19 protein-coding genes are annotated in these 21,986 nt (G+C 65.5%); 9 read left to right on the forward strand and 10 right to left on the reverse strand.

Annotated features, from left to right (window positions below; all coding sequences use genetic code 11):
- Window positions 1-107 precede the first annotated feature (107 nt).
- Together A9J21_RS24495 and A9J21_RS24500 are read left to right on the forward strand one after the other, a co-directional pair.
- The gene (locus A9J21_RS24495; RefSeq protein ID WP_066740215.1) at window positions 108-344 is read left to right on the forward strand and encodes an antitoxin; all 237 of its coding nucleotides are present in this window, start codon (window positions 108-110) and stop codon (window positions 342-344) included.
- Entirely contained in the window at window positions 344-760 is a 417-nt protein-coding gene (locus A9J21_RS24500) for a type II toxin-antitoxin system VapC family toxin (RefSeq protein ID WP_066740134.1), read from the forward strand. Before A9J21_RS24495 ends, A9J21_RS24500 begins: the two co-directional genes overlap by 1 nt.
- A 112-nt stretch (window positions 761-872) precedes the next feature.
- Here the strand turns inward: A9J21_RS24500 and A9J21_RS24505 are convergent, their stop codons facing one another.
- From A9J21_RS24505 to A9J21_RS24515, 3 genes are all read right to left on the reverse strand, one after another.
- Window positions 873-2,843 (reverse strand): phosphatase PAP2 family protein, encoded by a 1,971-nt coding sequence (locus tag A9J21_RS24505; protein ID WP_066740138.1) that lies wholly within the window; start codon window positions 2,841-2,843, stop codon window positions 873-875.
- A 186-nt stretch (window positions 2,844-3,029) separates the two neighbouring features.
- Window positions 3,030-3,596 carry a DUF882 domain-containing protein gene (locus A9J21_RS24510; protein WP_066740141.1) on the reverse strand — a complete coding sequence of 189 codons (567 nt, stop codon included), beginning with the start codon at window positions 3,594-3,596 and terminating at the stop codon, window positions 3,030-3,032.
- 25 nt (window positions 3,597-3,621) lie between these two features.
- Window positions 3,622-5,292, reverse strand: a complete 1,671-nt coding sequence (locus tag A9J21_RS24515; RefSeq protein WP_231907026.1) for a murein L,D-transpeptidase — start codon at window positions 5,290-5,292, stop codon at window positions 3,622-3,624.
- A gap of 182 nt (window positions 5,293-5,474) precedes the next feature.
- Here A9J21_RS24515 and A9J21_RS24520 point away from each other — a divergent pair, with 182 nt between their 5' ends.
- Window positions 5,475-5,930 carry a universal stress protein gene (locus A9J21_RS24520; RefSeq protein WP_066740144.1) on the forward strand — a complete coding sequence of 152 codons (456 nt, stop codon included), beginning with the start codon at window positions 5,475-5,477 and terminating at the stop codon, window positions 5,928-5,930.
- Between the two features lie 64 nt (window positions 5,931-5,994).
- Here A9J21_RS24520 and A9J21_RS24525 read toward each other — a convergent pair whose 3' ends face one another.
- Window positions 5,995-6,756, reverse strand: coding sequence for a hypothetical protein (locus tag A9J21_RS24525; RefSeq protein ID WP_066740148.1), 762 nt, complete (start codon window positions 6,754-6,756; stop codon window positions 5,995-5,997).
- Window positions 6,757-6,956: 200 nt separating this feature from the next.
- On the opposite strand from A9J21_RS24525, the gene A9J21_RS24530 reads away from it, so the two are divergent.
- Window positions 6,957-8,636 carry a site-specific integrase gene (locus tag A9J21_RS24530; RefSeq protein ID WP_066740150.1) on the forward strand — a complete coding sequence of 560 codons (1,680 nt, stop codon included), beginning with the start codon at window positions 6,957-6,959 and terminating at the stop codon, window positions 8,634-8,636.
- A gap of 35 nt (window positions 8,637-8,671) precedes the next feature.
- Here the strand turns inward: A9J21_RS24530 and A9J21_RS24535 are convergent, their stop codons facing one another.
- The 4 genes from A9J21_RS24535 to A9J21_RS24550 are packed head-to-tail and all read right to left on the reverse strand — an operon-like array spanning window position 8,672 to window position 13,526.
- Window positions 8,672-10,225, reverse strand: a complete 1,554-nt coding sequence (locus tag A9J21_RS24535; RefSeq protein ID WP_066740152.1) for a TolC family protein — start codon at window positions 10,223-10,225, stop codon at window positions 8,672-8,674.
- Complete coding sequence (locus A9J21_RS24540; protein ID WP_066740154.1) at window positions 10,212-12,227, reverse strand: FUSC family protein; 2,016 nt, start codon at window positions 12,225-12,227, stop codon at window positions 10,212-10,214. Before A9J21_RS24540 ends, A9J21_RS24535 begins: the two co-directional genes overlap by 14 nt.
- Window positions 12,208-13,257: a multidrug transporter subunit MdtN gene (gene mdtN, locus A9J21_RS24545; RefSeq protein ID WP_066740156.1), complete on the reverse strand. Its 1,050-nt coding sequence runs from the start codon at window positions 13,255-13,257 to the stop codon at window positions 12,208-12,210. Before mdtN ends, A9J21_RS24540 begins: the two co-directional genes overlap by 20 nt.
- Window positions 13,254-13,526 carry a hypothetical protein gene (locus A9J21_RS24550; protein WP_156546126.1) on the reverse strand — a complete coding sequence of 91 codons (273 nt, stop codon included), beginning with the start codon at window positions 13,524-13,526 and terminating at the stop codon, window positions 13,254-13,256. The genes mdtN and A9J21_RS24550 overlap by 4 nt, the downstream gene beginning before the upstream one ends.
- Before the next feature lie 126 nt (window positions 13,527-13,652).
- Here A9J21_RS24550 and A9J21_RS24555 point away from each other — a divergent pair, with 126 nt between their 5' ends.
- Entirely contained in the window at window positions 13,653-14,528 is an 876-nt protein-coding gene (locus tag A9J21_RS24555) for a flagellar brake protein (RefSeq protein WP_066740158.1), read from the forward strand.
- 196 nt (window positions 14,529-14,724) lie between these two features.
- Here A9J21_RS24555 and A9J21_RS24560 read toward each other — a convergent pair whose 3' ends face one another.
- Entirely contained in the window at window positions 14,725-15,633 is a 909-nt protein-coding gene (locus A9J21_RS24560) for a LysR family transcriptional regulator (protein ID WP_066740160.1), read from the reverse strand.
- Here A9J21_RS24560 and A9J21_RS32395 point away from each other — a divergent pair.
- The 4 genes from A9J21_RS32395 (at window position 15,620) to A9J21_RS24580 (ending at window position 20,269) form a co-directional block, all read left to right on the forward strand.
- Entirely contained in the window at window positions 15,620-16,243 is a 624-nt protein-coding gene (locus A9J21_RS32395; protein ID WP_231907027.1) for a DUF1330 domain-containing protein, read from the forward strand. The two genes, A9J21_RS24560 and A9J21_RS32395, sit on opposite strands and share 14 nt — an antisense overlap.
- 465 nt (window positions 16,244-16,708) lie before the next feature.
- Entirely contained in the window at window positions 16,709-17,353 is a 645-nt protein-coding gene (locus tag A9J21_RS24570; RefSeq protein WP_066740164.1) for a 4Fe-4S dicluster domain-containing protein, read from the forward strand.
- 13 nt (window positions 17,354-17,366) lie between these two features.
- On the forward strand, window positions 17,367-19,016 hold the full coding sequence (locus tag A9J21_RS24575) for an FAD-binding protein (protein ID WP_066740166.1): 1,650 nt from the start codon (window positions 17,367-17,369) through the stop codon (window positions 19,014-19,016).
- 8 nt (window positions 19,017-19,024) lie between these two features.
- Window positions 19,025-20,269 carry an NADH-quinone oxidoreductase subunit F gene (locus A9J21_RS24580; RefSeq protein WP_066740220.1) on the forward strand — a complete coding sequence of 415 codons (1,245 nt, stop codon included), beginning with the start codon at window positions 19,025-19,027 and terminating at the stop codon, window positions 20,267-20,269.
- A gap of 41 nt (window positions 20,270-20,310) precedes the next feature.
- On the opposite strand, the gene A9J21_RS24585 is transcribed toward A9J21_RS24580, so the two are convergent.
- A complete protein-coding gene (locus A9J21_RS24585) occupies window positions 20,311-21,816 on the reverse strand; it encodes a DASS family sodium-coupled anion symporter (RefSeq protein ID WP_066740168.1) in 1,506 nt (501 codons plus the stop codon).
- Window positions 21,817-21,986 lie beyond the last annotated feature (170 nt).

Genomic DNA, 21,986 nt, shown 5'->3' on the forward strand with positions numbered 1-21,986 from the left:
AAATGTGGCAGATTGATCGCACAGATAACAGAATGTACACACCGGATGTACATACGGCTTCAACGGTATATACTCGCCCTCAAGCAAGCATTGAGATGAGAGCCGCCATGCATCGCACCAAGCTGTTTCGTAACGGAAATTCGCAGGCCGTGAGGATACCGGCAGACCTCGCCTATCCGGACACTGACACGCCATTCGAGATTGAGCGCGTTGGAGACGAACTCCGAATCCGCCCGGCCCGACAGCGATTGACCGGGGTGCTCGAGATTTTTGCCGCATTCCCCGACGACTTCATGGCCGACGGCCGAGGTGAACAATCGCAGGCGGATCGGGAGCCGTTCTGATGCCCACCTATATGCTGGACACGAACATATGCATCTACCTGATGAAGCAACAGCCACCACAGGTTGCCGAGCGGATGGCTAATTGTTTCGAAGGAGAGGTCGTGCTGTCGGCCATCACGCTCGCGGAGCTTGAGTACGGCGTATCGGTATCCAGCGAGCCCGAAGCGGCGCGTCGGGCCCTGGATGCTCTGGTGAGCCGCCTTCCCGTCATGCCGTATACGGCCAGCGCTGCACATGCCTACGGCCCGATTCGCGCCGCCACGCGCCAACGCAAAGCGGATGCGCTCGACAAGCTGATTGCATCGCATGCGCGCTCGATTGGCGCCATCGTTGTGACCAGCAATGTGCGCGACTTCGAAGCCTATCCCGGAATCCAGATCGAAGACTGGACGAAGCCTGCCGTCATCGGCAACTAGACCCCACTAGATTCCAGCGCCGCAGGCGGTGCGGCGAGGGGGTAGCTTGCGGCACCGTCCCGCTGCCGCGCACGCGAAAGCGCGGCGACAGGGGACTTCACTGCTTGCCAGTTCAGCCGTCGATGCGGATCTGTACGCCGTTCGCAGAGTAGACCGGCGTGGCCTTGTAGCCATCCACGGCAACCGTGGCGAACTGGCCCTTGACGCTGCTGCCGGTGATCACGGCAATCGTGTCGCCTGCCTTGGGCGCAAAGCCGTCGACGAAAGCGATACGCAGCGTGCCGCCGGCAATGGTCGTCAGGCCCGCCACGGTCATGCGGCCCTGCCCATTGGGGCCAACGCGCAGATCGAGCGTGGTGTCGGCCAGCTGCGTGTACTTGCCGGCAATCGCCACGCTTTGCGGCGCATTGATGATGACGGAGCCCGCGCCCAGGTAGACATCGCCCGTGCCGAAGGCCTTGGCCGAGACGGCCTCGAGCGCGCCGCCTGCCACCTGCGTGCCGCCGGAATACGTATTGGCGCCGCCGAGCTTCAGGTTGCCGGTGCCGGACAGCGTGAACTTGCCGGCGCCCGCGATATCGTTGCGCCAGATGTCGTTGGCGCTGAAGCCGCCCTTGGCGGCATCCATCGACACCACGACGTTGCCGTTGAACGCGCCATAGCCGTCACCGGCGGCGAACAGGTTCAGGCGGCCCCAGCCTTCCGCATCGTCCATGACCGGATAGCCCGAGGCAATCTCGGTGGTCTTCAGCACCACGCGACGCTGGTCTGCGCTCAGGTACGGGAAGCGCGTTTCCAGCATCACCTCGGCGCCCTTGGGCACCACGGCGTCAGCCGTCGCCGAGCCGATCTGCGCAAAGCCGAACGTCATGCGGCGCAGGAAGTTGGCCTTGTTGGCGGCGTAATCGGCAAAGCGGTCGTTGCTGGCGGTGCCCGACTGCGCGAAGGTGCGGAACGTGGCCGGCGTGGTGCCGGTGGCGGCCATCAGCGTGGTATGGGCCTGGGTATAGGCCGAGGCCTTCAGCGTGGCATTGGCCGGTGCATAGAGGTTGGCTGCGGCAGAGGCAATGCCGAGCATGCGGCCGCCGATCACGTCGAACGGCGAATGCATGCCGGCGAGGATACGGTTTTCGCCCAGCTCCATGCCACGGCTCAGCATTTCCTGGAACCGTTCGGGAACCAGGTAGGCCATCACCACGGCGTTGCGCAGCGCTTCGGCGGTGTGGCCGCTGATGAAGCCGCCGTCGGTGGGGGGATCGGTACTGATGGCCGGCACCAGCGTCGGTGCCAGGACCACGCTTGAGCTCCAGCGGTACGGGCGGGCGTACTTGTAGAAGCGCTTGGTCGGCTCGGTCGATGCGTTGTCGCCCACCTTGTTGACCATCGTGATCACGTCACCGAACGCCGCATTGGTGGCGCCCGCCACGCCGGTGTTGTTGCCGCCGTCGTCGTACTTGACCGTGGTGGCGTCGGCCGGGATGCTGGTGATCGTGGTGGTCTGCTGGGCGGCGGCGCGCCATGCCGCCGTCAGCGGGCCCATGCCGTCCGTCACGCTGTAGTTCTTGCCACGACGGTCGTCGTAGTACGCGGCTTCGGCTTGCGCAGCCGTGCGCTGCGTGGTGGCGTTGATGACGTACTGGATGTTCGCATTGTGCGCGGCGGCATTGGTCACCGAACCACCGGCCGTGCCGTCGTTCGGCAATCCGGTCCACGCCGACGCGGCGACGGCCGGGAAGGTTCCGTTGGCCGCGGCCGGTGCGCCAGCGTCAACCAGGCGCGTCAACGGTTCCCAGACATCGAGGAAGCCCTTGGCCAGACGCACGCCGGCATTGGTCTCGACCGTTACATAGCGTGCGTCACCGCGCTGGTTCGTGGCGATGTTGTCGACAAACGGCAGCACCGACGCCTGTACGGGTGCACTGTCGACGAACCCGGGGTCGGCTGGCGCCGCCGGCACGGCCAGCGGCGTGGCGGTGGAGGCGTTCTGATTGTTGTTGTCGTCGCCGCCGCCGCAGGCACTGAGCAGGAGGGCAAGGCAGGCGACCGCAATGGCCGATGGAATCCCGGGCTGGGAAAGAGACATGAGAGGGTCCTCTGAAGAAAGACGGCGGGCAGGCCGTCAAAAGAGGACGCAGTCTAGAGACGTCTCATGTCATATATGTGAAGCATTAACCGCTGATGTCGACGAATCACTCGGTTTCCGTGCAACACCGTGTCACATCCGCCGGGCATCGCCCTGTGCGGGCGGCCGGGCCGGGCCGGTTCGCGCCTACCCCCAGTGCCGCACGCGGCCCGTGTCGACGTGGACGAAGTTCTCGGATTTGTAGAAGCCGACCCCGCCCACCTGGAGCGATTGCGCTGCGTCGCGCAGATCGGCCAGCCCTACGCCGGGCAGCCTGACATCGATGGCCATGCCGTCCATATGCAGGCTGTGCCTGGCCACGCCGCCGCCGCGCGTCTTGCGCAGGCGCTCGTTCGTGATCGGGCAGCGGTAGCCAGAGATCACCTGAAACGGTGCATCGCTGCCCACCTCACGGCGCAGTGCGAACAGCAGGCCAAACAGCTTCGGATCGATTTCCCCGACCGTGCCCGAGTAGTGATCGCGCAGAAAGTGATTGAGCGACGTCTGCGCCTGCGGCAGCACCTGGTCGCCCATGGCGTAGACCAGCGACAGATGTTCGCCGGTATGGGTGTGCTCGAACGACAGGGATCGGGCGTCGGGGCCCAGCGCCGCCAGGGCAGCGCGGGGCGCCAGCGTCGACAGGCCTGCGCCTACCGCAATGGCACCTGCACGATGAAAAAAACGGCGACGCGGGTTGGAGCTGGATTCAGACATGGAAACTTTTACAACGGCGCGGCATTCAGGAAGGCCGTACGGCAGGCCTGGCACCGGTGCGCTGCCGCAGCGCCTGGTCCAGCAATTTGTCCTGTCCGTAAATGTCAGGCACGAAGTATACCCGTCCGTCGGCGCGCGCAATGGCTGTCCCATAGGCCAGCACCACGGGCACCGGCTGCTGTAGCGCAACGGTCTTCGACTTGCCCGCCGTCATTGCCTCACGGATACGCGCCGGGGTCCATTCGGGCATGCCCTGAAGCGTGAATTGGGCCAGCGCCACGGGATCTTCCACGCGGATGCAGCCATGGCTGAAATCGCGCCGGCCGCGCTTGAACAGTTCGGGCGCGGGGGTGTGGTGCAGGTAGATGGCCTGGTTGTTCGGGAAGATGAACTTGATGTCGCCGAGCGCATTGAGCGGGCCGGGCCGCTGGCGAATGCGCGCCTGCCCGTTCAGCACCGCATCGACATTGGCCTGGCTGAACGTGGCATTGGCCTGGTTGCCATAGACGAACTCGAAGCCCTGCCGCGTGAAATAGCCCGGGTCGCGCTGGGATTTGGGGATGACCTCCTTGCGCGCAATCGACGACGGCACGTTCCAGTACGGGCTGAACTCGATATAACGCATGTCTTCCTTGAACAGCGGCGTGCGCGTGTCGAGCGCCTTGCCCACGATGACCTTCATCTCCAGCTTGATGTCGAGCTTGCCTTCGTCGTAGTCGTAGGCCCGCAGCACGAACTCGGGCACGTTGACGACGATCATGCGCGGGCCCTCCGCCAGCGGCGTCCAGCGCAGGCGCTCCATCGTCAGCACGATCTGGTCGACGCGCGCGGCGGGCGTCACATTGAGCTGCGCCAGCGTACCCGCGCCGATCACGCCATCGGCATCCAGGGCATGACGCGCCTGAAATGCCTTGACCGCATCCACCAACGCGCCTTCATAGCGTTGCGGCACCGGCGTGCCCGCCGGCAGGTCGCCCAGCGCTGCCAGCCGTTGGGCCAGCTGCGGCAGGCCGCTGTAGGACTGCCCCGGCGTCAGTTTGCCACCGGCGATGGCGGGCAGGGGGCTCTTCCAGTATGGCTCGGCGGCGAGCTTGCGGTATTTCGCCAGCGCGTCGCGCAGGGTGCCGTAGAGCGGGAACGACGGCGCGGCTTCGCGCATCGCATCGGTCAGCCGGTTGGCGGCCATGGCGTTGCGCAGATAGCTTTCGGGATCGAACGGCGGCAGATTGCTGACCGAGAAATTGGCGTGGACCTTGCGCGGATCGACGCGTCCCCGGTGCAGATCGGACAGGTAGCGCTTCATCGCGCCCGTCAGCGCGCTGTCAAAGCGCTGCGCCGCGTCTGAAGGGGACGCCGGGTTGTCAACCAGTTGCGAAAGCGAGCGCTGCAGGCCATCGGCGTCGTAGTCGCGCGGGTCCAGGCCATCGGCGCCGGCGCCACCCAGAGCCTTGACGGCGGCCTGCGCCGCCTGCGACGGGCGCCCATCGGCAAACCACAGCAGATCCTGCGGCGGCTGGGCCCACGCTGCCGTGGCACTGCACAGCAGCCAGGCCGCACCTGCACTGGCAAGGAAAGCGAGGGGGGACCGGGACCGGACACGCCTGGAAATCGGCGCGGGACCAGGTGAAAGGCGAGGCGAACGCAAGACCGAGGCGTTCGTCGTGGTGGCTGGCATGGCTGCGGGGGCAACTGTCATCGTATGAAGGTCGATAGCGTTTGTCCTTTGCGTATCGTATCCGAACATCGTGACGTATCCATCCCTTCATACAACTGAAAACAAAGTTTCTGCTATTGATGAGCGTTTGATGCAGGTCAATTAACAAGCCATGCCGCGAACTATGCTGTCTACAGCGACAACGTCAATGCGGAGGTGGATCGATGTACGAACGGATTCTCGTGGCGATAGACGGTGGCCCGTCTTCGGAGTTGGCCATTTCACAGGCAGTGGGGTTGGCCAAGCATCTGGCGGCCGAAGTCAAGGTGCTGTTCGTGGTGGACGACAGCGAACTGTTCTTCGAGTACGCCCATATCGACCCCAGCCAGATCGTGGGCGGCATGATCGATGTGGGTCAAAAGGCCCTGGCTTCCGCCGCGCGGCGCTTCGAGAACGCCAACGTGCGCTGCCTGACCGAACTGGCCGAAAAACCAGTGTCCCCTGGGAATATCTCCGGAACCATCGTCAAATGCGCCGACCATTGGCCAGCCGACCTGATCATCATGGGCACCCATGGCCGGCGCGGCATGCGGCGCGTCATCATGGGCAGTGTGTCGGAGGGCGTGATCTCGAAGTCCAACAAGCCGGTCCTGCTGATTCGCGGCGAGACCGTGCATTGAGAGCGGGTGGCAGCAAGCTTGCCATCCTTGTCCGATTCTGCGTTGATAAACACAGACGGCGTGGCTAGCGTTTCAACGATTCCTGCACGCTGAGCAGGTTCTGCGGCATCACCCGGATCAGCCCGCCACGCGGGCTGTCGATATCGGCGATCAGGGCCAGCGACAACGATACGGTCAGCGGCACCACCAGCAGCAGCACGATCTTCGTGCTTTCGGTACGCGCACCGTAGCCCTGCATCAGACTGCTGCAGAAGGCGATGATGATCATCAGCCCCCAGGCCGCCAGCGGTATGTGGTTGCGCCAGGCAGCTTCCGTGTAGCCCTGGGAGTTGATCACATCGTTCATGCCCGCCACCACCAGCGCCGTGATCGGATTCGGCGCCTCGCGGGCCGCGCCGCGCACCAGTTTCCACATCTCGTCTTCGATCTGCGACGTCTCGGCCTCGATGCGGTCGAGTTGCCGATGATCGCGGGTCTGGTAGTAGCGGATGCGCTGCTCCAGATAGCGCGCGAGCAACGCCTTGATCGCGTCCGAATTCCGCTCGAGCAGTTCCGCGCGCAGGTATTCGGTGCCGACGGCGTTGGCTTCCTCTTCCTCCAGGTTCTTGCGCTGGTCGTACCGGCCAACCGCCATCGACAGCGTGAAACCGATCAGCAGCGCCAGCAGCGTCAGGGTGGCCCCCTGGATGATGTTGAAGTCGTCCCGGCCGTCGCTGGCCAGTGGACGCATGCGGCGCATCACGAGCGCGCCAATGGCGGTGGCAACGCCCATCAACACCAACAGCAAGACAAACAGCAGGCCTGGATGGCCGACGAGCGGTCGCATGGCACCTCCCTGATGGTGGTAGGCAAATGCTGCCCAAGCCCGCTCGGCGGATCAAGTGAAAGCTTCTTTTGGTTACTTAAACAGATTCGTCGGCCATGCCCGCCATCCATTTTCCGCGACCAGGTTCTGGCGCCACGACAATGCCATCGTGATAACTTTTCTTATCGCAATATGTGTATGGCGATGCTAAACTTCGACGCATGAAAAACCGCCAGTCCCAGCCCTTTGACTTTCCCGATGCCGACTCGCTTGCCGCGCTGCGTGCGTGGCACGCCGGCATGTCGACCCGGGTGGCCGTCACGCAGTACCTGGACGCCGACCGGGCGCACGGCCAGTCGTCGCGCGGCATCCTGGGCGGCATTCGGCGGCAGCTGGCCGCCTACGCGCGCTACCGGCGTCGCGAGGATCTGGCGGTGCTGTTCGAATTCGCGGCGGCGGATCGCCCGCAGCAGGGCAGGGTGGCCGATCAGGCCATCGAGACACTGCGCAAGATGCCGCCGCCCGCACCGGCCATTGCCGACGACATCGGCATGTGGCTGGCGCCGTCCGCCGTGGCCGCGCTGCGGGCGCAAGACATCCACACGCTGGCCGACCTGACCGTACGCATTCCTCGCCGCCGCCAGTGGTGGGCCACGATTCCCGGCCTGGGCGTCAATGGCGCGCGTCGGATCGAGGCGTTTTTTGCGGCATGGCCGGAGCTGACGGCCCGCGCTCGCGCGCTGATCGCCACCGAACCGCGCGGCGCCATCGTGCCGTGGGAGCAGATGGGGCGCCTGCCGCATGAGGTGGATGGCTCGCTGGGCCAGTTCCGTGCCCCGCGCGAAACCTGTTCGCTCAATGCCGACAACGACTACGCCGCCATTCAGGCCTGGCTGGGCCTGCACGAATCGCCGTCCACGCAGCGCGCCTATCGCAAGGAGGCCGAGCGGCTGATCCTCTGGGCGATCATCGAAAAGGGCAGGCCGCTGTCGTCGCTGACCACCGAGGATGCCACCGCGTACCGCAATTTCCTGCGCCAGCCCACGCCGCGCGAGCGCTGGGTGGGCCCGGCGCGGCCTCGCACCGCGCCCGACTGGAAGCCGTTCACCGACGCACTGTCGCCGCGCTCGGCCGCTTACACGCTGCAGGTGCTGGGGGCGCTGTTCCGCTGGCTGGTCCAGCAGCGCTATGTGCTGGCGAACCCGTTTGCGGGTCTGAAGGTGCGGGGCGGCGCCAAGACGGCTGCGCTTGATGTATCGCACGCGTTTTCGGAAGGCGAATGGATGCTGACGCGCAGCATCGCGGATGGGCTGGAATGGTCGTATGGCTGGGAAGCCCCGGCCGCGCAGCGGCTGCGCTTCATCCTTGACTTCACCTATGCCACCGGGCTGCGGGCCAGCGAACTGGTAGGGGCGACGCTACGCAATATCGAGACCGATATCCATGGCGACCACTGGCTGCACCTGGTGGGCAAGGGCGCCAAGGCCGGCCGGGTGGCGCTGCCGCCGTTGGCCCGCAATGCACTGGATCGCTACCTGGTGGAGCGGGGCCTGCCGGTGACGCGCGCGCAATGGGATCCGTCCACGCTGATCGTCGGCAACCTGGGCCCGGACGAAAGCGGCGGCATTACCGGCGCGCGGCTCTGGATGATCATCAAGCGATTCTTTGGTACCGCCGCCGACCAGCTGGACGCGGAGCGCCCGGCCACCGCCGAAAAGCTGCGCCGCGCCAGCCCGCACTGGCTGCGCCACACCCATGCCACCCATGCGCTGGCCCGCGGCGCGGAGCTGACCACGGTGCGCGACAACCTGCGCCATGCGTCGGTGTCGACCACGTCGCTGTACCTGCACGGCGACAGCGTCAAGCGCGCGCGGCAGATGGAGGATGCGTTCGGCGGATAGCGGAAACGGCGAGCGCCCAGCAGGGCGCGCGATGGCTACTGCGTCTTGCCGATGTCGCCCGCAGCCAGCGCCAGCGTGGCGGCCGCGGCAAGCGCGGCGCTATAGGCATCGGCCGACGCATTGCGCGCCAGCAGCAGCTGGTTCTGCGCCAGGTTGGCCTCGGTCACCGTCCCCACGCCCTTGCGATAGGCGGCGAACGCGGCGTCATATGTGGTCTGCGCGGCATCGGCCAGGGCCCGGGCGGCGTCGTAGGCAGCCAGGCTCGATTCCAGCGCGCTCTGGCTGACCACCACCTGACGCACCGATTCCTCCTTGGCCCGGGTCAGTTTGGCCGACGCGCTATCCACGTCGTTACGCGCCTGCGCCAGCACGGCGGAGCGCATGCCGCCGTCGTAGATCGGCAAGGTTACCCCCAGGAATACGCTGTTGCCGTACCGATAGCCGTTGAGGTTGACCGTCGGCGGCTGCTGGCCGACCGGCGGAATGGCCGTGATGGCGGAGCCGCCCGACGCATACGATGCAAACGCCGACATGAAGACCTTGGGCAGGAACGCCGCCTCGGCCGCCTTCACACGGGCCTGGTTGGCGCGTTCCAGCGCATAGGCGCCCAGCACGTCGGGCCGCTGGGCAATCGCGCGTTCCACGATCTGCTCGACCGAACTGCGCAATGCCGGCGACAACGGGCGTACCGGCATCTCGGCAATCAGGGGCTTCGACAGCGGCGAGATGCCGATGGCCGTCACCAGCCCCAGGTAGGCATCGGTCTCCGCGCCCTGCGCCTGCACCATGGCAAGGTTGGTCTGGGCGCGGTTCTGGGTGGCCTGCGCCACCTCCACCACCGTCCCGACGCCGCGCGCAAAGCGCGCCTTGGCCGCTGTCAGCACCGCGTCGGCGTTCGTCATGGCCTGATCCACCGTGGCGCGCCGCGAGCGCGCGGCCTGATAGCGGTAGAACGCCACGCTGACATCGTGAATGATGCGCTGATGCATGGCCGTAAAGGCGATATTCGCGGCCACCGTGGCCTGTTCGGCCGCTTCGACCAGGCCCGCCCGCTCACCAAAATCGAACAGCAGCCATTGCAGAGACACCACCGAGATTGCCCCGTGATGCGACGCGTCCACGCCCGCCGTGCCCAGCGCCGTGTTGCTTGATAGGCGGCCGTTTTGCCAGCCGCCCATCGCCGCCACCGAGATCTGCGGCAGATACGTGCTGCGGGCAATGCCGGTAGCCAGCGCCGCATTGCGGGCATCGTTCCAGGCCACGCGCGTAAGCGGGTTCGACGATTCGGCCAGGTCGATCAGCTCGGCCAGCGTATACGGATGCATGGCGTCGAGCTGGGCTGGCGGGGCGATGGTCGCCAGCGCCGAGTTGGCCGGCAGCGTGTAGTCGGACGGCCGGTTCTGTGGCGCGGGCCGGCTGGGCGCACCGGCCACGATCTCGCCCGTGCCGGTGGTCTGCGGCTGCCAGGGCCGGTCGGCCTGCGGCGGGGCCAGGTCCAGCGCCGACGTGGCGCAGCCGGACACCACCAGCGCGAACACAGCCAGCGCGGGACCTATCGGCAGGCGTGCCAGCGGATCAGGTTTGTGCATGCGATGCAGGTGGATGGGCGGGCCCGGACGGCGAGTCGGCCAGCTGTTTGTCGACGATGGCCAGCAGGGCATCGCGGGTTCGGGTATCGGCGTCGGTCGCGGGCGGCACCGACGGGGCGGGCGATGCCGGCGGCTGCGCAGTCCTCACAGCATGGAGCCGCGCAGCCACGGCGGGATCGCCCGGAAACCGCTCCGCCAGCAGGAATAGCGGGCCTGCCACGGCATCCAGCACGCCAAGCCGGCGCCGGTGCTGGTCGATCCACACCAGCCCCGGGCCGACTCTGGCCGGCTCGTAGCGGGCCAGCGCCAGATCCTGCGCGATCGCCCCTTGCAGACCCAGCGCCGTGGCCGCGTGCTGGCGCCGCTGTTCCGATTGACCGGCCGCCACCAGTTCCTGCCACTGGCTTACCAGGGCATTCAGGGCGCTCTCGATTCGGCCGGCGATGCTGACCGGCCAGATACGCGTGAACACCAGATAGACCACGAGGTTGCCGATCAGGATACCGATCACGCGGTCGCGGACAATGGTCAGGTCGAATCCCGGTGACGGCCCCTGGATCACGCAGAGATAGAACGCGAACGCGATCTGAAAGCCCGCGTACGCGATGCGCGGCGACCCCATGGCAACCCACGCCGACAGCCAGGTGCCCGCGAACACCAGTGCCAGCAGGCCACCCACCGAATCGAGCATCGGCACGACATAGACGATGGCCGCCGTACCCAGCGCCGCGCCGATCAGGCAGCCCGCCAGCCGCAGCACGAGCTTTTCCACCGATTCCGCCGCCGTGCCCAGCGACACCAGATAGACAGTGATAAAGCAGGTATGGATGCCCGGCCAGTTGAGCTGCTGGTAGAGCAGGTAGCAGAACATGGCCGCGCCCGTGGTTTTCAGGGCGTAGTGGATGTGCGACCGGTTGGTGAAGGCATCGGCATCCAGAAAGCCGCCTGGCTTCTTGCCGGTTGCCTGGGGCTCAGGGCTGACCGGTGCAGCGGCTTCAGCTGGGGCGACAGCGGCAGCTTCAGGCTCGGCATAGCGCGCGATGGCATGGCGCAGTTCCGCCAGGACTGACTGCTGCAGCGGGGACAAGCCCGTCGCGTCAGGCTGCGTCACCCCGGTATCCACCGCGATATCCACTGGATAGCCACCGGCGTCAAGCATCCGCGCCATCTCGTCGAGCGTATCGGCGATGGGGTCGGCAAACGCGGCCGGCAATCTGGCGCCATCCTGCCGGCCGATGACGTCCGCCGCCATCAGGATCGCCATGGTCGACGCCATCGCCTGCCGCAATGCTGCGACATCGGCCGTATTCGCGCTACCTTCGAACTTCGCCAGCTTCAGCCAGCCTGCCACGGGCTGCACGCCGTCGCGCAGTGCTTCGGCAACAGCCGTGCCGCCCGCTTCGGGATACCGCAGGCCCTGCGCCGCCACCCGCACGCAGTGCGCCAGGCGAGCCCCGGCCAGCCGGCGCGGCGACGGGCCGATCAGCAGGTTCACCACCACATTGGCGCCGATCGGGATTGCCACCATCAGCCATGCGTAGAGCAGCGCCCGGGTAGCCACCTCGCCGCCGGGCACCAGGCCCAGTTCGTCGAGTCCGAAGCCGATGATCATGGCTACGATGGCCCCCACCGGCCGCAGCTTGCTGGCCGAGGTCAGGAACAGCAGCCCGGCGGACATGACGGCCATGCACGCCACGCGCAGCAGGTCGCTGTCGAGCGTGAACCTGGCGAGCACGATCACCAGCCCCACGATGATGCTGACCAGCACCAGCATGCCCACGCTCATCACGATGCTGCTGGTACGGTCGGCGCGATTGATAAAGAAGATCACATAGGCCGAAATGGCCGCTTCGGGGGTGCCGTAGATGGCCGCGACGAGCGCCGTCAGCGTGCTGGCCGCTGCAATGCGCGTGGTGGCGGCGGCGCGCCCCGGGAACGGGGCCAGCAGGGCGCCGATATCGGCCAGGCCCAGTCGGGATCGCTCAGCGGCAGGCTGCGCCATGCCGCACCTCGACCGTTGCGCTGGCGCCTACGCGGGCCAGCGTTTCCGGCGGTTCTTCGAGCTTGATCCGCACCGGAAAGCGGTGCGCGACGCGCACCCAGTTCACCGACGGCTGCACATAGGGCAAGGCGCGCGGCAGGTTGAGCCGGTCGGTATCGGTAATGCCCACGCCGATGCCCTGTATCGTGCCGCGCAGCGCGTGGCGCCGGTCGATCATCGAATACACGGTGGCACAGTCGCCCACATGGATACCGGCCAGCTCGGTTTCGCGGAAGTTGGCTACCGCAAACCATTCTCCGGTATCGACCAGCAGGAACAGCGACTGGTTCGGGATCACGACCTCGCCCGCCAACGACCGCAGGCTGCTGACCCGGCCGGCGTGCGGGGCACGGACCACGGTGTCGTCCAGCGCGCGCTGGGCAATGGCCAGCGCCGCCTGGCGCGCCTGCACGGTGGCCTGGGCATCGTCCTCGCTGCCCACGGCCTGCGACGTGGTAGCGCGCTGCAACTGGGCCTGTTTCAGGGTCACCGCCGCGTCGCGCCAGGCCACTTCGGCCTGATCGAGCTGCTGCTTCGGTACATAGCCCTCGGCGGCCAGCGGACGCAGGCGCTCCACGGTGCGTGCCGTCAGCGCGTAGTTCTGCTCGGCACGTGCAATCTGTTCCGAAGCCACCGATGCCGTGCCGCGCTCGGTGCCGATGGCACGGCGGCGCGTGCCCAGCATGGCTTTTGCCAGTTCCAGGTCTGCCTGCGCCTGGGCCAGCGCCAGACGGTAGGGCACGGGATCGATCTCGAACAGGACCTGGTCCCTGGCAACCTGCTGGTTCTCGGTGACCAGGATGCGCGCGATGCGTCCGCCGACCGGAGAGGCCACATGCACGAAGTCGGCATCGAGCGCGGCATCGTCGGTGGAGGGATAGCGAACCGTGCGCTGCCATGCGTAGACGGAAAGCAGCACGGCCAGCAGGACAATTGCAAAGGCAATCAATTTGCCGCGCAGCGGTGCCCGGTTGATACCTGCCATTTTCATGGAAAATGCCCCGTGCCGATTAACCAGACGATTTCGGCAATCATCAGTCCGATTGCCGTATTGACCAGCAGTTGCCACCGGACGGTTTCCGCCCAGCCGGTTGTCACGAATATCCGCCAGGCTACCAGCGCGCCCGCGATGCCGACCAGCGCGCTCAGGAGCCAGAGCGGAAAATAGGCACCGAACAGAGGCACGGACGGCGCGCCCGCGCAGCCATATAGCGGGGCAATCAATGCAGCGAGCAATAGCAGGCGTGGCAGGCGTGCCATGGGCAGGATGGCATGGACGGGCCGGAAAATGGTCACGCCAATATAGCAGCGCCGAATCGGGATTGTCCAAGGGACAAAGAAAATTTAAAGTGGCGGCTGAAAATGCCAAACCAGAAAGGGCAACCAATGCGCAGGGAAGTACAGGCTGGCGATATCGAGCTGGGCAACCCGCTCAAATCGGCCCTGGTCGACGAACTTGGTTTTCCCGTAGCTGACGAGGGAACCGTCTTCAACACGGCCGAGGAACGCATGCTTGCGCTGCAGGGAGGCCGCTGCTTCTGGGCCGACGACCTGGCGCCACTGCGGGCCGATACCCCCAATGCCGCCTGGCACGACCGCTATGGCCTGCTGGTTGGCACGCTGCTGCACGTGAAGCGGCCCGGCGATGCCCACCGGGCGGCGGTGAGCCGCCTGATCGGCTTCAACGACGGCGCGGCATTCATCGGCTGGCCTGGCCTGGCCGGCGTTCCCGCCGAGATCGACGACGGCGAAACCGTGCTGTTTCGCGGGTTTTCCGGCACCAATATCCACAGCTTCTCGGCGCGGGTCCAGGCCACGTCGCGCACGCCATTCCCGTACTGGATGCTCGATGACATCCGGCATCTTGAGGCCCGCGAATTGCGCGGCAGCATCCGGGTGCCCGTGCGGCTGGTGGCGTCGCTGTCGCTGGCCGATGGCCCGGCGGCGCCGCAGACCGTGCTGATTACCGACCTGAGCACCGGCGGCGCGTCGATTTCCACCGCATCGAGCCAATTTGACACGCCGGGCCAGCAGGTGCTGCTGGAATTCACACTGCGCGCGGCGGGCCTGAAGAAAAAGCTGTCGATCGAGGGCTGGACGCGCGAAGACCCCGACGTCGATGCCACCGAGCCGTTCCGCCATGTGGGGGTGTCCTTCGACACCTATGGCGAGCGCGAATCGCTGCTGCTGTATTCATTCATCCACGAACAGCTGCTTGAGAGCGCAACCATGCGGCCGGGAGGCAAGGGCAGCGAGGGGTAGGCCGCGGGGGGCGCCCGTGCGGCCCCCATGCTCCGTTATTTGCGCGTCGCCACGCCAGCGCAGACAAAGCTGGACCGGTAGGGATGCTGGAAAGCATCCACCACCTGGCCGTGATCGCCATCATTCGCGACCATTTCGTGCGCAAGCACAGCATATAGAGCCAGGCAGGGCGGGCCGCCCGGAAGCTGACGCGAAGTCAGCCCTGTTCTTCGAACGGCTTGCTGCCCAGCACGCTGACCACGTGGTCGACAAAGCAGGTAATGCGCGAGGCGAGGGCGGTATTGCGGTAGTAGACGGCGTTGATCGATTGGCGCACGTCGAGCGTCTGCCGGGCCAGCAGTGGCACCAGCCGCCCCGCCTGACGGTCGGCGCGGGTCATGAAATCGGACAGGCAGACGATGCCCTGGCCCGCCAGCGCCAGGCTGCGCAGCGTTTCGCCGCTCGACGACGCAATGGTCGGCTTGATATGGACGGTATCGCCATCGCCGTCGCGCAGCGGCCAGTCGTTGAGCGAATCGGGCTGCGTAAAGCCCAGCAGCGCATGCCCGGCCAGTTGCTCCACCCTGGTCGGCGTACCGTGACGCTTCAGGTAGCCGGGGCTCGCCAGGACGCGGATACGGCTGGTGCCGATGGGGCGGGCATGGAGGGTGGAGTCTTTCAGCGGGCCAATCCGGAAGGCCACATCGGTGCGTTTTTCGAGCAGGTCGATAATGCCTTCGTTCGAATTCAGCTCCAGTTCCACCTCGGGATAGCGCTCCCGAAAGCCTTCCACCAGCGGCACGATCACGTGAAGCATGAAGGGCGTGGCGGCGTCGACACGCAACCGTCCGAACGGCCGCATGCGGCGGGCCGCCATCTGTTCTTCGGCCTCGTCCATCATCGACAGGATGGCGCGCGCATGCTGCAGGAAGGCTGCACCCTCCTCGGTCAGTTCAAGGCGGCGCGTGGTCCGGCGCAGCAAGGTGGTCTGGAGCTTCTCTTCCAGCCTGCTCAGCGTCCGGCTGGTGGCCGAAACGGTCAGCCCCAGTTGCTCGGCAGCGGCGGTGATCGATCCCGTATCCACGACGGCCGCGAAGGCCAGCAGTTCGTCGATGGTCGTCTTCATTCTTGATTCCGCGTCAAATGAAGACGACTTATACACGGCCTTTGGCGCAAAGGTAAGCCTGAAGGCTGTTTGCGCCGGACAGGAAGACAGAGTTGCCACAAAGGCCAATGCCGCGATGTCCGCCTTGCCTGCCTTGCCCGTACTGCCCGCGTTCCCCGTAGTAGCCATGCCAACCCCTTGTTCAAGCCATCCGGACGGCCCGATAACGGCTTGCGCGCCCCATGTGCCGAACTATAGTGATGTGCCGGCCCACGCGAGCAGGCCGGTGCTGTCAGAGTCATTCCAATTCACTGAAGCAGGGGAAGGCATGAAAAAGGGTTACTGGGTGGCTGCCGTCGACATTGCCGATGCCACCGGCTATCAGGGCTACATCACTGGCAACAAGCCAGTCTTCGAAAAGTACGGAGCCCGGTTCCTGGTCCGAAACGGCGAAAAATCGGTGGTCGAAGGCGCACCGCGCTCACGCATCGTCGTCATCGAATTCGAAAGCTACGCCCGGGCGCTGGAATGCTACCGGTCCCCGGAATACCAGGCGCTGATTGCACTGCGCGCACCACACTCACAGGCAGATATCGTGGTGATCGAGGGATATGAGGACATGGGCGGCTGATGGCGGGGGCTTTTGCCTCCTGAACCGTTGGCCGCCGGGGCCGGGGTAGCGTGCCGGCAAGCCGGGCATGCCTTATTTCGGCACGATAATCAGATTAATCCGTCTTCGCACAGCGACGACGTGACACGCAGCAACGTGGGATAGCGCAACGAAAGTGCAAATGAAAAACGCCTTCGATTTTGCACAGTCCAAAATGAGGTACGAGCACCGGCTGGAGGGGTGGGCGAGCCAGGATTGGCCGACACCGATGCACCCGGTATTTTACATATTATGTATTATTGCTCCGACAGATTGTAGGGGCCAAATCAGAATGTCCGCATCTCCGATCCAGAAAGTCCGTTCCTTCAAAAACAGCCTTGGCGATCTCCCTTGGCAATAACCTTCCCTGTGCTAAGGTTTATATGACCTATTCGATGGCCCGCTCGGAGTGACGGCGGCACCGCAAAATGGGAGGGTGCGCGAAGCATGGTACGTCTGAACATAGAAGGACGGGAAATCGGGGCGCCGGCCAACTGCTCCATCCTGCAGGCGTTCATCCACGCGGGCGAGACGCTCGTCGAAGGGGTTGGCTGCATGGGCCAGGGCGTATGCGGGTCCTGCCGGGTCATGGTCCGGCGCCATGGCGAACCGGAGGTGACCACGGCGCTGGCCTGCGAGACGATGGTCGAGGACGGCATGCAGGTCGCCTTTCTCGATTACTTCACCTCTTCGTCGCGCCATGTCTATCGGATCGAGGACATCGGCGACAGCTGGCAGATCCTGCGCACGATTGCCGAGACCTTTCCGGAGGCCGCCCACTGCCGGCACTGTAGTGGCTGCGACCGGGCCTGCCCCAAGCACCTTGACGTCCAGCGCGGCGTCAATCTGGCCGTGGCGGGCGAATTGACCGAGTCGGCGGCGGTCTTCGACGAATGTGTCATGTGCAACCTGTGCACGCTGGCCTGTCCCGAACTGATCCAGCCGAACCACCTTGGCCTGTTCGTGCGACGGATGATCGCCGCCCTTTCCCTGCGTCCGGCAAACCTGATGCAGCGGCTGCAGCAGATCGAGCGTGGCGAGATGACGATCGACCTGGACGCGCCAGGCGCGCATCCCCCACAACAAGGTTGAGGCACGACAAACCATGCCGGCCAGCATTCCCTACGAGGTGGCATGCCAGCGCTACAAGCGCGGCGTGACGCCCCCCATGCGCGACGATGCAACGTCCGTCGACGCCCTTCTGAAGGCCTATCACCCCGATCACGGCCCCAATGCCAGAGTCGCCCTGTCTGTCGGCCCAAACCGTGGCGATCCCTGCCAGCCAGATCTCGCACGCTGCCTGCAGGCCAATGCCCTGATCGACGACGTCGATATCGCCGGCGCGCAGCTCGTCACGACGGACGTCCTTGTCATTGGCGGCGGCGGTGGGGGTTGTGCCGCGGCGCTGACCGCTGCCGCGCAAGGTGCGCAGGTCATCCTCGCCACCAAGCTGCGGCTGGGCGACAGCAACACCGTGATGGCCGAAGGCGGCATCCAGGCGGCAATCGGCGAGGACGACAGCCTGCAGATGCATTTCGAGGACACCCTGCGCGCAGGCCATTTCTGTGCCGACCGCGAACTCGTCGCGCAAATGGTCTCGGATGGCCCCGACGTGATCCGTTGGCTGATTCGGCTCGGCATGATGTTCGACCAGACGGAAGACCGGCCAATCGGCGGCAACCTGCTGCGCAAGAAGCCCGGCGGCGCCTCTGCGGCGCGCATCCTGTCCTATCGGGACTACACCGGGCTGGAAATGATGCGCGTACTGCGCGAAGCGGTAGACCTGGACCCCGGCGTCGCCGTGTGGAACCGCTGCCCGGTGGTGGAATTGCTGTCTGACGAGCGCGGGCGCTGCGCCGGCGCCGTGATCTACAACCTCGAATGGGGTGCCTTCGTGCTGGTGCGTGCCCGGGCAGTGATCCTCGCCACAGGCGGCGCGGGCCGGCTGCATCTGAACGCGTTCCCGACGTCCAACCACTATGGCGCAACGGCCGATGGGCTGGTGCTGGCCTATCGCATGGGTGCCCGGCTGCGCGAGCTTGACTCGTTCCAGTACCATCCCACCGGCATCGCCTTTCCGCCCCATCTGGCCGGCGGCCTGATCTCGGAAGCCGCACGCTCCGCCGGGGCAAAGCTGATCAATGGCGTGGGCGAGCGATTCGTGGACGAACTCAAGCCGCGCGACGTGGTGGCTTCGGCGATTCTGCGCGAGTGCGCGGAGGGCCGCGGCATCAGCCGCGACGGACAGGTCGGCGTGTTTCTCGACACCCCCACACTTGAACTGGAACATCCCGGCATCCTCGCCAAACGCCTTGTCACCCTGACCCATCTTGCGCACAAGTGCGGGCACGATGCCGCGCAGGAGCCCTTCCTGGTCTACCCGACGCTGCACTACCAGAACGGCGGCGTAGCCATCGACAAGGACGGCGCCACCAACGTGGCGGGCCTCTACGGCGTTGGCGAAGTCACCGGGGGCATCCACGGGCGCAACCGGCTGATGGGCAATGCCCTGCTCGATATCCTGAGCATGGGGCGCCGGGCTGGCGCAAAGGCTGCGGAATCGGTACGCGGCGGGCTGCCCAGCCGCGCCGGCATCGGCCACGTGCATGCATGGCAGCGCGAATTGACGCTGGCGGGCCTGCCGTTGCATCTCCAGGCGCCACAGCTGTTTCCCGGTTACGCGCATTTCGATCTTCGTGTCGACGCCGGCCTGCGCGCCGGGACCCGAGGCCGTACGGTAGGCAGCCTGCGATGAGCGACGCCATGGAACACCCGAACAAGGTGCTGCTGAATAAAGACATCCAGGTCGGGGCCGACCTGGCCGCGTGGCTCGCACATGGCGGCGGCGAGGGGCTGGCCAGGGCGCTTGCCAACCCGGCCGCGATCATCGGCGAAATCGCCCAGGCGGAACTGCGCGGCATGGGTGGCGCCGGCTTCCTGACGCATCGGAAATGGGCGCCGGTCGCGGCAGCGCCCGCCGGCGACAAATACGTGATTTGCAACGGCAACGAGGATGAGCCGGGCACGTTCAAGGATCGTGTCCTGCTGGAGCACACGCCACACCAGGTGATCGAGGGAGCGCTGATCGCCGCAGCCGCGACCCGGGCCAACCATGTTGTCCTGTACGTCAACCCGCACCAGGCGCAATCCCTTGCGGTCACGCGCCTGGCGGTCCAGCAGTGGCAGGCACATCCATTATTCGACCAATTGGCAAGCGTGGTCGGTGGTGCCGTATCGCTGTGCGTCATGCCAAGCTCGGGACTGTATATCGGTGGCGAGGAAACGGCGGTGATCGCCAGCGTCGAGGGCGGATTTCCGTTTCCTCGCCGCAAGCCACCCTACCCGGCCGAACGCGGCGTCCATGGCGCGCCAACCATCGTGAACAACACCGAGACGCTGGCCCATGTGCCAGGCATCCTGCGCCACGGCGCGCAGTGGTACCGCGATCTGGGCCTCGGCAAGGCCGTGGGCACGAAGCTCTATTCGCTTTCGGGTGACGTGCTGCGCCCGGGCCTCTACGAATTGCCCATGGGCACCAGTCTGGAATCGCTGGTATTCGGGCACGGCGGCGGCATGCTTCAGGGCAAGGAGTTCAAGGCCGTCTTTACGGGGGGGCCGTCCAACACCCTGCTGACCAAGCGCGATCTCGACGTGGCGCTGGACTTTGATTCGGTGCGCCAACGTCGTTCCAGCCTGGGCACCGGGGCGATGATCGTTGTCTCGGAAGGCACCAGCATCGTGCGCAAGGTTGCCGAGTATGTGAGCTTTTTCGCCCAGGGTTCATGCGGGCAATGCCCATCCTGCAAGGGTGGCACCTTCCAGTTGATGCGGCTGCTCAACCGGATCGACACTGGCCGCGGGGTGCGGGCGGACCTGGATGCGTTGGCAAACCTGTGCCGCATCCTCCCGGGGAGCGGCCGCTGCGGACTGATCGACGGCGCCGTGACCGTGGTGGAAAGCTCCATGCACCAGTTCCGCGAAGAGTACGAAAGCCTGTTGACGGCCTGACGCGGCCGCCGGCATCGCCCCAACCATGGAGCCATGGGGCCTCACCAGAAGCCCAGCACCTTCCACCAGAGGCCGCCGACCACGGCGAAGACCAGTAATTCGAACACGCACATCACCGCGCCCGCCCGCCACCACTGACCCAGCGTGACATAGCCGCTGCCGAAGATGATCGGCGAGGTGCCGGTCGCGTAGTGAGTCAACGTCATCATGATCGCCGATCCGGCCGTCATCATCAGCATGAACGGCGGAATGTACTCCGGCGGTATCAGATGCGCACCCACCGTCAGAAACGCCAGCATCATGGCGCTGATATGGGCGGTGGTACTGGCAAACAGGTAGTGCGAGAACACGAAAGCCAGCACCAGCACGGCGGCAATCCCTTTCCATTCCATGCCGCTGGCGGCGATGGCGTCGCGCATGTCAGCCGAGAACCAGGCGATCACGCCCAGCTTGTTGAGTTGCTCTGCCAGCATGACCAGGGCGCCGAACCAGATCAGCGTGTCCCAGGCGCTTTTTTCGGACAGCACATCATCCCAGTCGATGGTCCCCGTGATGATCAGCGCAAACAGGCCCAGAAACGCCACCACGGTTGGATCAAGCGTGTAGGCGGGCCCGAAGATCATCGCAGGCAGGTTGGCCCACAAGACCAGCATCATGGCGAACACGCCCATCATCACGCGCTCCTTGCCGCTCAGCGGCCCCATGCGGGCAAGCTCGCCGCGCGCGTAGTCGACGGCGTTGGGCGTGACCTTCAGCTCCGGCGGAGACAGCAGATAGATGATCAGCGGCATCACGAACAGGCATAGCAGGCCGGGCAGCAGCATGCAGAGCGCCCAGGTGGTCCAGGTCAGGTGCAGCGCCTGCCCGCTGGCCTTGGCCACGTAGTCGACCACCAGCGGGTTCGGCGCCGTGGCGGTCAGGAACATGGCAGAGGTGATCGGATTGGCGTGGTAGTTCACCAGCGCCAGGTATGTCCCCACCTTGCCTTGCGTGCCCTTGGCCGGATCGGAGTCGAAGGCGCCGGCGATCGATCGCATGATCGGATGGACGATGCCCCCGCCGCGCGCCGTGTTGCTGGGCGTGAACGGTGCCAGCACCAGTTCGCAGATCGCCAGGCCGTACCCGATGCCCACGGTGCGCTTGCCCAGCGCCGCGATGAACATCAGCCCGATGCGGTTGCCCAGCCCCGTCTTCTTCAACCCGCGCGAGATCAGGATCGCCACAACGATCAGCCAGATCAGCGGATTCGAGAAGCTGCTCAGCGCATCGGCTATGGCGCCCTTCGAGGTGGGCGATGTCACCTGCGCGAGCGACACGATCACGATCGCCATCATCGCCATGACGCCAATCGGCATCACCTTGAGGATGATGGCAACAATCGTCGTCAGGAAGATGGCAACCAGATGCCAGGCTTCGGGCTTGAGCCCTTCTGGTGCCGGAAGCAGCAACAGGGTTACCAGGACAACCGTGGCAATGATGGCGGGAGTCAGCCGGAACGGCACGACTGACACGAAGTAGCGGTACATCGCTATCAGCTTGGACAGCATTGCTCTGGACCTCCCTCGCTCGGGATGCGGCGAATACCAGTTTCCGGATGACCGATTTTTCGGCTTTTTACCCGCTGAAATATGCCGCGTCAAGCGTTTTCAGACAAGATCGTTTCTGAGGGTTGCCGCTTCTAGGCCTTTGGGTCCATACCCAAGCCCGACTGCAGGGC

Origin of the sequence: Cupriavidus sp. D384, from assembly GCF_001652915.1 — a bacterium.
Taxonomy (GTDB): domain Bacteria; phylum Pseudomonadota; class Gammaproteobacteria; order Burkholderiales; family Burkholderiaceae; genus Cupriavidus.

What these genes read in the sequence shown, in the direction of transcription:
- A9J21_RS24585 (WP_066740168.1), bottom strand. Translation starts at nt 21,816, where the DNA reads ATGCTGTCCAAGCTGATAGCGATGTACCGCTACTTCGTGTCAGTCGTG.
- A9J21_RS24500 (WP_066740134.1), top strand. Translation starts at nt 344, where the DNA reads ATGCCCACCTATATGCTGGACACGAACATATGCATCTACCTGATGAAG.
- A9J21_RS32395 (WP_231907027.1), top strand. Translation starts at nt 15,620, where the DNA reads ATGGTCGTCTTCATTCTTGATTCCGCGTCAAATGAAGACGACTTATAC.
- A9J21_RS24580 (WP_066740220.1), top strand. Translation starts at nt 19,025, where the DNA reads ATGGAACACCCGAACAAGGTGCTGCTGAATAAAGACATCCAGGTCGGG.
- A9J21_RS24520 (WP_066740144.1), top strand. Translation starts at nt 5,475, where the DNA reads ATGTACGAACGGATTCTCGTGGCGATAGACGGTGGCCCGTCTTCGGAG.
- A9J21_RS24560 (WP_066740160.1), bottom strand. Translation starts at nt 15,633, where the DNA reads ATGAAGACGACCATCGACGAACTGCTGGCCTTCGCGGCCGTCGTGGAT.
- A9J21_RS24495 (WP_066740215.1), top strand. Translation starts at nt 108, where the DNA reads ATGCATCGCACCAAGCTGTTTCGTAACGGAAATTCGCAGGCCGTGAGG.
- A9J21_RS24535 (WP_066740152.1), bottom strand. Translation starts at nt 10,225, where the DNA reads ATGCACAAACCTGATCCGCTGGCACGCCTGCCGATAGGTCCCGCGCTG.
- A9J21_RS24510 (WP_066740141.1), bottom strand. Translation starts at nt 3,596, where the DNA reads ATGTCTGAATCCAGCTCCAACCCGCGTCGCCGTTTTTTTCATCGTGCA.
- A9J21_RS24525 (WP_066740148.1), bottom strand. Translation starts at nt 6,756, where the DNA reads ATGCGACCGCTCGTCGGCCATCCAGGCCTGCTGTTTGTCTTGCTGTTG.
- mdtN (WP_066740156.1), bottom strand. Translation starts at nt 13,257, where the DNA reads ATGAAAATGGCAGGTATCAACCGGGCACCGCTGCGCGGCAAATTGATT.
- A9J21_RS24550 (WP_156546126.1), bottom strand. Translation starts at nt 13,526, where the DNA reads ATGGCACGCCTGCCACGCCTGCTATTGCTCGCTGCATTGATTGCCCCG.
- A9J21_RS24530 (WP_066740150.1), top strand. Translation starts at nt 6,957, where the DNA reads ATGAAAAACCGCCAGTCCCAGCCCTTTGACTTTCCCGATGCCGACTCG.
- A9J21_RS24555 (WP_066740158.1), top strand. Translation starts at nt 13,653, where the DNA reads ATGCGCAGGGAAGTACAGGCTGGCGATATCGAGCTGGGCAACCCGCTC.
- A9J21_RS24540 (WP_066740154.1), bottom strand. Translation starts at nt 12,227, where the DNA reads ATGGCGCAGCCTGCCGCTGAGCGATCCCGACTGGGCCTGGCCGATATC.
- A9J21_RS24505 (WP_066740138.1), bottom strand. Translation starts at nt 2,843, where the DNA reads ATGTCTCTTTCCCAGCCCGGGATTCCATCGGCCATTGCGGTCGCCTGC.
- A9J21_RS24570 (WP_066740164.1), top strand. Translation starts at nt 16,709, where the DNA reads ATGGTACGTCTGAACATAGAAGGACGGGAAATCGGGGCGCCGGCCAAC.
- A9J21_RS24575 (WP_066740166.1), top strand. Translation starts at nt 17,367, where the DNA reads ATGCCGGCCAGCATTCCCTACGAGGTGGCATGCCAGCGCTACAAGCGC.
- A9J21_RS24515 (WP_231907026.1), bottom strand. Translation starts at nt 5,292, where the DNA reads ATGACAGTTGCCCCCGCAGCCATGCCAGCCACCACGACGAACGCCTCG.